This window comes from Sphingobacteruim zhuxiongii (genome assembly GCF_009557615.1).
Classification (GTDB): domain Bacteria; phylum Bacteroidota; class Bacteroidia; order Sphingobacteriales; family Sphingobacteriaceae; genus Sphingobacterium; species Sphingobacterium zhuxiongii.
Genome location: NZ_CP045652.1, coordinates 2,370,481 through 2,382,078, shown reverse-complemented (window position 1 = coordinate 2,382,078; position 11,598 = coordinate 2,370,481). Strand labels below are relative to the sequence as shown.

Here is an 11,598-nt window from a genome sequence, read left to right as displayed (position 1 = left end):
TCTAATCCTCAGTTGCTTAATTATGATCAGTACCGCCTGTCACAATGATCACTATGATCTAAACGCATCATCTTACGTTTTGACAGCAGAGCAAGATGCGGGAAGTGAAAAATGGCGAGACTATTTGTACAATCAACTACACAAACGTTCATCAGACAAAGCGCTTTTTCGTACTGCAGAGCTAGATGAGGCGATACCAGATGACGCTAAGGAAATTCATGTGGAATTGGCGACAGATTTGAAAAACGACTACTGCATACAGTATGAGCATAAGAAAATTCTTATCCGTGTAAAAACGGCGAAGATATCCACTTGGATGAGCTATCAATTGATTGAAACTTTGGGGCAAGTGAAAAAGGAGGTCGCCGTTGACGATCTACCGCCAGCCTTTATTGATTTTAAAACACAATGCAAAGACTTTGATTTCGCCTATCGCGAGCCGCACTATAAACCGAATACAAATGTCGATTATGCGGCGATATTAGGGACCAATAATCTGGATAGTGAGTGGGGAATTTGGGGACATAATATAACACGAATTATCCAAGACGAACCAGGCGTATGGGCAACAGATGCCGGTCAGATTAATAAAGAGCAGTTTTGCTTTAGTAGCGAGGCTTTATATAATCAACTGCATAATTATATTTTGGATAACTTCAGCAGCGATCCAAGCGAGGGCATGAAATTTATGATTGCTCCGAATGATAATAAGATCTCATGTACTTGCGATCAATGTAAGACTGCCGGGAACACTTCTACAAACGCAGCATCTGCTGTAGTGCTGTTATTGAACAAACTTGCAAAGGAATTCAGACAGCATCAGTTTTTTACGATACGATATCATTCAGTGAATCTACCTTCTGATTTTTCTTTAGAACCCAATGCAGGCATATTTTTTAGCAGCATTGACTTACCAAAGTCGACGAAAATAAAGGATAATCAGGCTCTTCAACGTTTTAATAAAGAAATTCATGCCTGGAAACCAAAAGCGAAGGAGATCTTCCTTTGGGATTACTCTTCAAATTTCGATGATTACCTAACTCCATTACCTTCTTTGTCGGTGTTAAAAGCACAATTACAAGCCTATAAAAAGGAGGGAGTGAAGGGGGTATTTCTCAATGCGTCGGGTTATGATTACAGCAGTTTTGATGATGTAAAAACTTATGTCTCGGCGGCGTTGATGATCAATTCGAATTTAGATATCGCTCCGCTTATTGACAAGTATTTCAAGAAATTCTATCCTAAATCACATCAGTTGTTGAGTGCATATTACCAGAAGTTGGAAAGTGATTTTGTGAACAAAGGTAAGCCTTATTCCTTGTATGCCGGTTATTCGGAAGTACGGCAATCTTATTTCAATGAGATGGATTTTTTAAAACTGAATTCTTCATTACAAGCTCTATATCCATCAATGGAAGGTAGCGAGCAAGCGGCTGTTGCACAGCTCTTGGCAGCATTTCGTTATACCCGATTACAGATTGCTTACAGTCAGGGGCTAAAGAAAACAGGTGCCTTTGAGATTGTTAATCAACGTGTTCAACTTAAGCCCTCAACGATCGCACTGTTAGCTGAATTGACAAAAGATATACAGTCGGAGAAGATTCAAGTGTATAAGGAGAGCGATGGAGATTTAAAGACTTATATCACCGAATGGAATCAATATGCTTCTTTATCGCAGAAGCCGAATCAGTTGAAGTCGTCTCAATTGTTGCAGGTTGTAAACGAGCAGAAGGAGGTGCTTCCTAAATCGAGTCTAGTGGACGGGATCCTGGGCTTTGCTAATGATTTTCATCAAGGCTGGTTAACCTCTAGTAAAAGTATGACCTTCACGATTGATGTGAACACTTTTAGCGATAAAAAAGAGCTACAAATGCGTTTTTTGAAAAACGAAAGACATCAATACGGTATTCCTGAGAAAGTCGAATGTTGGCAAGGCGGCAAGCTGATCTATCAATCGGAGATCAAAGATCCCAGTCCTTCTAATAACACATTTACCTTGAGCATTCCACTTTCCAATTTTGATGCTGCAAAAGCTTCTAAAATCAAAATTAGCACAAGAAATCCGAGCTTATCTAGACTAGGTTTGGATGAAGTTCAAGTTTTTAATTAAAAAATAATATTAAAATGAGTAAATTCGTATATAGTTGTTTTATAATCATACTCTTGTTTACTTCTTGTGATGATTTCAAAGACAAGAAAACAACAATTGAGATTATAGACAATGAACGCCATTATTATCCAATTTTAACCGGGCAACATCTAGACGTTGTTTTTAAATTTAAGAATACAGGGGATGTCCCACTGTTGCTTACTGATATTATCACATCTTGCGGCTGTCTTGTAGTCAATAAAATTACGACGAAGAATGTTCCTCCAGGTGAGGAGGGCGTCATTAGTATGACTTTCAATAGTTATAAGAACATTGGCTATGTGAAGCATTGGATTGAGCTATATGGCAATTTTGCTAGTAGTTTGAAGGAAGAACTCATTTTTGATGTAAATGTAGTTCCGAATGCTCTCTATACGAAGGATTATGAGGAGCTGTTCCAAGAAGAGAAAGCTAAAGAAGGTGGCGTGAAAGATATGGTTGATGGTAAGGAAAACAACCTTGGATACTATCTCGATCTGGATTAAAGATAAAACAAACCAACATCTATATTCAAACGAAAATTAAAGAATACTCTGCGAATTAGTAATAGTAAATTAACCTAAAATTATGATTGCAAACCATCAAAAGACGGATTCAAAGGTTTATATGAGCCCCGACACGGAGAGCAAACTTTTGAATGCCCTAAATGAATGGGAGCTGGATCGGTTTTTTCTGAATCCAGGCTGCTCAATTAATTCTACAGCGCGTGAAATCGGCTGTAACTCGAAGTACTTATCCTTTGTAGTAAACAAAAACAAAGGCAGTGATTTTCCAAACTATATCAATATGCTACGCATATGTTATCTGGAAGATTACTTGCGGAAGACTGAGCAAGCACGAAGCTTTAAGCTCGCTTATTTAGCTGCATATTGTGGATTTTCCTCGTATGGGAAATTTGCAAAATCAATTAAGGATCATCGAGGACTAAACCCAACCCAATTCATCGTTTATTTCGATCAAAAGATCGCTTAAGATGAGAAAGGCAAAGTTTATATAACTTTGCCTTTTTTTATTGTTCCTACCCTTCGGTATTGATGAAAATTTAAATATCCGAACTGTGTCCTTAAGCAGAGACTGATTAAGGCAATAGAATCTCTTGGGTATGCTTCTTGATATTGGCGGCAATCTTTTCGATTGGTAAATCGTCTGAATCGGATCCAAAGGGTTCCTCAATAGATTCGCCAATCATTTCTAATGTCGCTAAGACATAGAAAATAAATGGTACTGCAGCAGCGACAAAGTATCCCATGGAGAAGACTAAGCCAATCGGCAGAGTCGCTGTATACAAGATAATAAAGGTCTTGATAAATGCGCTATAGCCAAGTGGAATAGGAGTATTCTTAATTCTTTCGCATGCCCCAGTAACGTCGGTCAAGCTTGTTATATCTTGATTTATGACGATTAACTGATCACCCGTTATTTTTTGTTCCTTATAGAGGATGTTTGTTTTCTTGTAAATCAATGCCGCAACTTGATTAGGCCCATGTTTCTTTTCGTCAAGACTATTTAGCTCTGGATGCTCGACTTCATCAAGCATAAACTTCGTGTAGTCTGAGCGTAGATAGGTAAATAACGTTTCAGCATATAATGCTATTGATTTTCTGTAGAATGAACGATTGACTTTATCCTGTGGGTCGAGGAATGCATTCATTTTAATGGCTAAAGTTCTACTGGTGTTTGTCAGTGTACCCCATTGCTTTCTTGCTTCCCACCAACGATCATAGGCTGTATTGGTACGAAATACCAAGATTAAGGAAAGTACAAAGCCGAGTAGGTTGTGGACAGTTGTAATGTTCTTAATCCAGCTTCGGTCAGACAGCTTTAAATACTCAAGCTCAACGTAGGCTAGACCCCATGATACAAATATGGAGATGATTAGATAGGGAAGAAGACGCTTAAATATTTTGCTATTATGCAGATAGCTAATGGTGTTAAACCAATCCTTTGGGTTATAAACAATCATAGATAAATTATTTTTGACTATGCGCTAGAAATAGCCTAATTTCACGCAATATGTCAAAAAGGAACAAAACTGACAAGAAAAAAGTACAAACAGACAAAGAAGTACAACGTAAACTACTGATCTGGAGTATCACTATTCCTGTACTTATCGTTCTGATAATCTTTGCGATTCAACATCGCGCAGGAATTTCCTATTTGTTTATAAAATGGTTTGATAAAAATCCAGTCACTCTTGAAGATCGCACAAAATATGATATCCGTAATAAGGAATTGATGCGTCGATACGATGATAAGATATATGGAATCGACGTTTCGCAATACCAAGGTGATATTTCCTGGGATCAGGTGCTAACCATACATGATGAGTTCCCTGTCGACTTTATCTTTGTGCGTGCTACCATGGGGGAAAGTGCTAAAGACAGCAGATTTAAAAGGAATTGGAAGGAGATTAAAGATAAAAACAAACTGCGCGGTGCTTACCACTATTTTCGTCCCAATGAGAACTCGGCAAAACAAGCGAAGAATTTTATTAAGATCGTGAAATTGGAACCTGGAGACCTTCCTCCAGTGCTAGACATTGAGGAAATGCCGCGAGGTCAATCTATGGACAGTTTAAAAGTCGGACTAAAACGCTGGCTTACAGCTGTCGAAGCACATTACGACATAAAACCTATACTTTATTCAGCTGATAAATACTTTGCAGACTTCCTAGAAAAGGAATTTGCTGATTATACCCTCTGGATCGCTAACTATAATTTCTGGATCGAAAGCCCCAAAAAACATTGGAACTTCTGGCAATTTTCTGAAAAAGGCACAGTCGCCGGTATCAAAGGTCCGGTTGACCTCAATATGTACACTGGTAGTATTGAAGATCTGGAAGAGCTTTGTGTGGATTAGGAATTAGACATTAGATGTAAGATATTAGACGTTAGTATTAAGTAGTTAGTATTTAGTATTAAGTAGTTAGTGCTTAGTACGTCGGGCGAAAGATTATTGATATTTTGATCTGAACATTGAAATGTGATATAGATTTTGCTAAAGGATTCAGAACCAAATACTAAACACTATGTTCTATATTACCGAATACTAAGCACTATATTCTAATTACCAAATACTAAACAATACGCTCTAAATACTAACTACTAAATACTTTCTACTAAATACTATGCCCTAATTACTCTCTACTAACTACTATTTCCTGTCATTCTGGCATTGATTCTTATCCATAAGGCGTTTGGAATAGATTTAGTTGATTATACTAAAATGGGATAAGGCAAATTGAATCTTTTAAAGCAAACATAATTAGATCTCGATAGTTCTATTATCAAAAATCCCAATGTCTAATATCTAACATCTTATATCTAACATCTAAAAATATGGCAAGTTTCAATGAATTAATAAAGGGTAATAAAGTTGTATTGGTTGATTTTTCGGCGGCATGGTGTGGTCCTTGTCAGATGCTTGCGCCGATATTAAAAGACGTGAAGGAGGAGCTAGGGGATCACTTAAGCATCATCAAGATTGATGTTGACAAGAATCAAGCATTAGCTTCTAAGTTTCATGTGCAGGGGGTGCCGACACTAATTCTCTATAAAGATGGAGAGCAGGTCTGGCGTCAAAGTGGATTACAACAGAAACATGAGTTGGTTCGACTGATTAACTCACATCTAAGCTAGTATAAGAAATACTAGCTTTTTTTATGCCTTTTGCTAATGGTCATTAGCATTTTATTCAAATAGAAATAAGAGACTCGATCGAATTAGAGGATATTTTTACTGGAACAGATTGACCTTTAGTCAATATTCGCAGTTTCATCGCTGGACTCATTCTGAACATTGACAATAAGCTTATCAATTCTATGTCCATCCATATCGAGTACTTCGAACTCTAAGTTCTTATATACGACTTGTTCGCCCTCCTCAGGGATATGGTCTAATAGGAGGAATACTAAACCTGCAACCGTCGTTAGATTTCCGATTTCATCCTCATCGTCTTCAGTCAGATTAATTTTGAATAGCTCAATAAAATCATCCAATTGATAGCTTCCGTCGATGACATAGGAACCATCCTCACGCTGGCGTATCTGTACGTCATCAAAGTAAATTGGACACTTAGGTCTATTTCGTTAAGGAGAGATTGTTGTTATAAATTTAGTAATTTTTGTTGATTATATAATTGCCTTCTATTCTGAATAGAATTCATTTTAATTTGTTGTCTTTTTCTTAAAATTTGATCGGTTCTACCGAAATAGACATCTGCTGGAGTTAAGTTTTTGAGTGATTCATGATAACGTCTTTCATTATATTTGTCTACAAATTCTGTTAAAGTTTCGATAAGTTGCTCTGGATGATAAAAATGATTAAGTTTAACAACGTTTTTCATCGTTCGGTGATACCGTTCGATTTTCCCTTGTGTTTGGGGATGCATTGGCCTTCCGTGTACTTGCTTCATCTTCAGATCGCATTTAAGATAAGTTTTCAATTCATTTGATACGTAACAGGCGCCATTATCTGATAGTAATTTCGGCTTTGCCTTTGACTTCAATTTTGCTTTAGCAATCGCAGTATCTACCGTTCTTTTCACATCTTCGGCTTTCATGGAATCACATAATTCCCAATGAATGATATAGCGACTAAAATCATCCAAAACTGTACTCAAATAGTACCATCCCCAACCAATAATCTTGAAATAAGTGAAGTCAGTTTGCCACATTTGATGCACAAATGCAGTTTTATCCTTAAACTCATTAGCTGCTGAAATAAGAAAATGATTGGGTGCTGGGATTAAATCTCTTTGCTTTAATATTCTATAAACGCTTGATTCAGAAATGAAAACACCTTGTTCATCTGTTATTTTATAGGCTAATTCTCTGGAAGATAACTCGGTGTGCTTTAATGCAATCTCGACAACCAGATCCTTTTGCTCCTGGGGGATACTATTCCATTGTCTACGAGAACTTCTTTTGTTTGTTTCCAAACCAGGAAAGCCACTTTTAAGGTAATTTTGATACCATTTATAAAAGGTGCTACGTGCAATCCCAAAGCTGTCCAAAGTTGGTTTCACTCCGATTTCACTTCGTGTCACTGTTTGTATGATTTCGTATTTTTCGCCTGCTGATAATCGCATATATTTTCTGTATTTATGGATTAGTCCAGCATCTCTATACTTTTTTTTACAATATCATAGCGAACCACTAGATCTGCTACTATTTCCTTCAGTCGAGCATTTTCTTTCTTCAGATCGGAAACTTCATCACTGGTTGCTTCTCGCGTAACATCGCCTGAAAGACGTTTTTTGCCAGCTTCCATAAATTCCTTGTTCCAAGAATAAAACTGAGATTGAACAATATTATGTTTGCGACAAAGTTCAGCTACAGAAGTTTCTGCACGCAAAGCTTCCATCACGATTAAAATCTTTTGTTCTGAAGTGAAAATTCTACGGGTGTGTTTTCGAATGTCTTTGACAAACTTTTCAGCGCTCTTTTTCTTTGGAGTTTCCATAATTAAATCTAATGTTTTTAATTAAAACCCTCCTTAAGATTAGAATACTAGCTGTCCACTTTTTGCTGACAATCTACAGGAACAGATTGACCTTTAGTCAATATTCGCAGTTTCATCGCTGGACTCATTCTGAACATTGACAATAAGCTTATCAATTCTATGTCCATCCATATCGAGTACTTCGAACTCTAAGTTCTTATATACGACTTGTTCGCCCTCCTCAGGGATATGGTCTAATAGGAGGAATACTAAACCTGCAACCGTCGTTAGATTTCCGATTTCATCCTCATCGTCTTCAGTCAGATTAATTTTGAATAGCTCAATAAAATCATCCAATTGATAGCTTCCGTCGATGACATAGGAACCATCCTCACGCTGGCGTATCGTTCTTTTCTCGTCGTCAACTGGCGAATCAAATCCACCTACCAAGGCACCAACTAAGTCAGCCATGGTGATTATTCCCTGCGGACTTCCGTATTCATCGACTACAACAGCTTGCATCACGCCTGAACTCTTCATTGAAGCCATGATGTTATAGGCATAGGTGTTCTCGTTGATAAATGGAATGGGTTGCAGTAGATTGGTTAATTCCGGTTCATCACTCGTTAAGTACTCCTTAAATAACGTTTTGATATGAACAACACCAATGACATGGTCGAAATTCCCATTACATACAGGGTATTCAGTATGCTCATCGGCAAGGATATACGCTTTATTCTCTTCAAAAGATTTCTGAATATCTAAAAAGGTAATCTTAGAACGGTGTACCATTAGGTTAATCGCTCTTTTATCCCCTAAACTCAATACACGGTCTACCATATCATGTTCGATACCTTCAATAGCACCGCTATCGACACCCTCATCTACTAATGCTTTAATTTCTTCTTCCGTTACTGCATTTTGATTCGATTGAATATTGAACAGCTTAACAATAAAGTCTGTCGACACACTCAACAACCATACGAAAGGTTTGACAATCTTACTTAAGAAGTTCATCGGCACAGCGATAAAGGATGCATATCGCTCAGGAATAGCCATACCAATCCGCTTCGGTACTAATTCTCCAATCACCAAAGATAGATAGGTGATAGTCAATACTACAACGATGACAGATATTTGGGCACTGTAAGGGGCGAGCACTTCGATTTTATTCATTTGTTCTGCCAAGAAGGTAGAAATAGAGCCACCACTAAAGAAACCAGTTAAGATTCCGATTAAAGTGATTCCGATTTGAACAGTCGATAAAAAATTGTTTGGGTTTTCTTTCAGAAGTAGCGCTGTTTTAGCACCGGCATTCTTTTCACTAGCCGCTTGAAGGCGCGCTTTTCGACTGGATACAATCGAAATTTCAGATGCTGAAAGAATTCCATTAAGGATGATTAAGATAAGGATAATAACTATTTCCGTGACCATATAGGGGCAAATTCGCTTTGATGTTCTAAATTACGAAAAATATAAATAGAACGTGCTTATTAAAAGGATATCTTCTTAGATTAAGAATAAATATGAACTCGTTATTTATTCAATGTTAATAAATAAAATCATGCAACCGTTTGATTGAAAAAAATATTTTAAATATTGGGTTTGAATATAGATATTGCAAGAACTTACACAGAAATTATGAAATGAATAGTGAAGTAATGTCAACCAATAATTTAGAAAACAGCATCCTATCAGCCGAAAAATTTAATATCAAAGGAAATATCATTTCTTCAGTTCCATTTGGATCAGGACATATCAATGATACCTTCAAGATTATTACGGATTCCGATACAACAGAACAATATTTACTTCAACGTATAAATCACCATGTATTCCGCAACGTTGACGGTCTCATGGCGAATATTGAGAAGGTATGTAATCATCTCAAAAAGAAACTTGCGCATTTGGGAGATAAAGAAGTGTTAAAACGTACAATGACTTTAATTCCTACTTTGGATGGCAAGCACTATTACGAAGATAACAACGGAGATTTCTGGCGTATATTTATTCTTATTCCCGACACACGTAGCTACGATATATTAGAAACAACGGATCAAGCATTCTCTGGAGGCTTGGCATTTGGGCAATTTCAAAAGCAGTTGAGTGATTTAGATCCAACAACGATTGTTGAAGTGCTTCCAAACTTTCATAATATCGAGTTTCGCATGAATAATCTGCGTGAAGCGATTGCGAAAGATGCGGCATCTCGTGTAGCAGAGGTACAAGATCTATTAGATTATATCTTCGAACGTGAAGGTAAAATGCGTACCGTTCTAGAATTAGGACGCGCAAATAGACTGCCTTTACGGATTACGCACAATGATACCAAGTTCAATAACGTATTACTAGATGCAAATGATCAAGTGCAATGTGTTATTGACTTAGATACGGTTATGCCTGGTTACGTAGCTTATGATTTTGGTGATGCTATTCGTACAATTATTAACTCTGCTGCAGAAGATGAGGCAGATGTATCAAAGATTGTCTTGAATATTCCATTGTTTGCAGCTTTTACTGCTGGCTATTTATCCGAAGCGAAGGAGTTCCTAACAAAGACCGAAGCAGAATCCTTAATTCATGGTGTTCACTTACTGCCTTATATGCAAGCGGTAAGATTCCTAACGGATTATATTGATGGGGACACGTATTATAAAATTGCCTATCCGGAGCATAATTTGGTTCGTACAAAAGCACAATTGAAATTAGTTCAAGAATTAGAGGCGAATCATCAAGTTTTAACTGATATATTAGCGGAGAACTTAAATTCGTAATCTTATGACGCTTGAAATCGCAAAATTAAACGTGCAGGAGCTACCAACAGGCTATGCTGATTGGAAAAAAGCTTTGGAATCTTTAACATGGAATGACATTAATGTTGCTCCATGGACATCAGAGTTTCCATATGTACCGGAAGTGAGATTTCAAGTTGCTTACGATAACAAGCATATTATTTTGCACTACGACGTGCAGGAAGAGTTTGTAAAAGGACAATTTATCCGCCCGAATGAGAATGTGTGGGAGGATAGTTGTGTGGAATTCTTCATTTCATTTGATCAAAGAGAAACGTATTACAACGTTGAATTCAATGTCTTAGGTGTTGGTTTAATTGGCTATGGAGGTGCTGTGAAGGCTGAGCGTAATCGCTTAAGTAGTGAGCAGATCCTAAAAGTTAATACAGCATCATCGGTGCAAACGATTCTCGGTAAAAAGACTTGGCAACAGGTTTTAGTAATTCCATTCGAGATATTAGGTGTGAAAGCAGAAGACCTTGCGGGTCAAGCAGCCGCCGCGAATTTCTATAAATGTGGAGATGGTTTACCAAATCCACATTTTATAGCTTGGAGTGGCATTGATTATCCTTCACCGAATTTCCACTTGCCGCAGTTCTTTGGCGAGGTTAAATTCCAATAATCTTATTTCTTAACAAATCGTTCAACCCAGGTGCTAAATGCTGCGAGGTAATCCTCTAGGAATTTAGCGGTATCCTCATTAATCAGCTTGCCTTGCTCGTCAAATAGCTTGGCAACATGTCCAATATAGGCTTCTGGTTGCGCCATAGTAGGAACATCGACGAAAACTAAGGATTGGCGTAGGTGATGATTGGCGCCAAATCCGCCGATTGCACCAATGGAAGAGCTAATAACAGCAGCAGGTTTCTTATTCCATTTTGCCTTGCCATAAGGACGCGATGCAACGTCAATTGCATTCTTTAAAACGGCAGGTACCGAGCGATTATACTCCGGAGTAACGAAGATAAAAGCATCCAAAGCTTCAATTGTTGCGCGAAATTCTTTGTAAACTGCAGGAAGTTTATCCCCCTCGAGATCCTCATTGTAGAAGGGTAGCTGTCCAATTTCTATAAGTTGGTATTCGTAACCTTTTGGAGCGATACTAATCAGGTAATTCGCAATCTTTTTATTAAACGATTCTTTCCTTAAACTACCTACAAATAGGCCGACTTGTATATTTCCCATAATAAATACTCTTTCATTGTACTAACAATTA

Annotated in this window: 12 protein-coding genes; 7 read left to right on the top strand and 5 right to left on the bottom strand. The window is 37.5% G+C overall.

Features of this window, described 5'->3' with window-relative positions:
• Window positions 1–22 precede the first annotated feature (22 nt).
• From GFH32_RS10165 to GFH32_RS10155, 3 genes are all read left to right on the top strand, one after another.
• Window positions 23–2,110, top strand: a complete 2,088-nt coding sequence (locus GFH32_RS10165) for a DUF4838 domain-containing protein (protein ID WP_160366902.1) — start codon at window positions 23–25, stop codon at window positions 2,108–2,110.
• A 14-nt stretch (window positions 2,111–2,124) separates the two neighbouring features.
• Complete coding sequence (locus GFH32_RS10160) at window positions 2,125–2,634, top strand: DUF1573 domain-containing protein (protein WP_153511508.1); 510 nt, start codon at window positions 2,125–2,127, stop codon at window positions 2,632–2,634.
• Between the two features lie 82 nt (window positions 2,635–2,716).
• Window positions 2,717–3,121 (top strand): helix-turn-helix domain-containing protein, encoded by a 405-nt coding sequence (locus GFH32_RS10155; RefSeq protein ID WP_153511507.1) that lies wholly within the window; start codon window positions 2,717–2,719, stop codon window positions 3,119–3,121.
• Between the two features lie 106 nt (window positions 3,122–3,227).
• Here GFH32_RS10155 and GFH32_RS10150 read toward each other — a convergent pair whose 3' ends face one another.
• Window positions 3,228–4,112 carry a bestrophin family protein gene (locus tag GFH32_RS10150; protein WP_153511506.1) on the bottom strand — a complete coding sequence of 295 codons (885 nt, stop codon included), beginning with the start codon at window positions 4,110–4,112 and terminating at the stop codon, window positions 3,228–3,230.
• A gap of 50 nt (window positions 4,113–4,162) precedes the next feature.
• On the opposite strand from GFH32_RS10150, the gene GFH32_RS10145 reads away from it, so the two are divergent.
• Window positions 4,163–5,008, top strand: a complete 846-nt coding sequence (locus GFH32_RS10145) for a glycoside hydrolase family 25 protein (protein ID WP_153511505.1) — start codon at window positions 4,163–4,165, stop codon at window positions 5,006–5,008.
• 479 nt (window positions 5,009–5,487) lie between these two features.
• Window positions 5,488–5,787, top strand: a complete 300-nt coding sequence (gene trxA / locus GFH32_RS10140; RefSeq protein WP_153511504.1) for a thioredoxin — start codon at window positions 5,488–5,490, stop codon at window positions 5,785–5,787.
• A gap of 116 nt (window positions 5,788–5,903) precedes the next feature.
• Here trxA and GFH32_RS10135 read toward each other — a convergent pair whose 3' ends face one another.
• The 3 genes from GFH32_RS10135 to GFH32_RS10125 form a co-directional block, all read right to left on the bottom strand.
• The gene (locus tag GFH32_RS10135) at window positions 5,904–6,194 is read right to left on the bottom strand and encodes a transporter associated domain-containing protein (RefSeq protein ID WP_228384260.1); all 291 of its coding nucleotides are present in this window, start codon (window positions 6,192–6,194) and stop codon (window positions 5,904–5,906) included.
• A gap of 59 nt (window positions 6,195–6,253) precedes the next feature.
• A protein-coding gene (locus tag GFH32_RS10130) for an IS3 family transposase (protein WP_228384107.1) occupies window positions 6,254–7,611 on the bottom strand; the annotation gives its coding sequence in 2 pieces (ribosomal slippage) (window positions 6,254–7,273 and window positions 7,276–7,611; 1,356 coding nt in all).
• Between the two features lie 93 nt (window positions 7,612–7,704).
• On the bottom strand, window positions 7,705–9,024 hold the full coding sequence (locus GFH32_RS10125; RefSeq protein ID WP_153511502.1) for a hemolysin family protein: 1,320 nt from the start codon (window positions 9,022–9,024) through the stop codon (window positions 7,705–7,707).
• 212 nt (window positions 9,025–9,236) lie between these two features.
• Here GFH32_RS10125 and GFH32_RS10120 point away from each other — a divergent pair, with 212 nt between their 5' ends.
• Both GFH32_RS10120 and GFH32_RS10115 read left to right on the top strand, forming a co-directional pair.
• Window positions 9,237–10,364: a phosphotransferase enzyme family protein gene (locus GFH32_RS10120; protein ID WP_228384106.1), complete on the top strand. Its 1,128-nt coding sequence runs from the start codon at window positions 9,237–9,239 to the stop codon at window positions 10,362–10,364.
• A gap of 4 nt (window positions 10,365–10,368) precedes the next feature.
• Window positions 10,369–11,004, top strand: coding sequence for a carbohydrate-binding family 9-like protein (locus GFH32_RS10115; RefSeq protein WP_153511501.1), 636 nt, complete (start codon window positions 10,369–10,371; stop codon window positions 11,002–11,004).
• A gap of 2 nt (window positions 11,005–11,006) precedes the next feature.
• On the opposite strand, the gene GFH32_RS10110 is transcribed toward GFH32_RS10115, so the two are convergent.
• Window positions 11,007–11,567: an NADPH-dependent FMN reductase gene (locus tag GFH32_RS10110; protein WP_153511500.1), complete on the bottom strand. Its 561-nt coding sequence runs from the start codon at window positions 11,565–11,567 to the stop codon at window positions 11,007–11,009.
• Window positions 11,568–11,598: the final 31 nt, after the last annotated feature.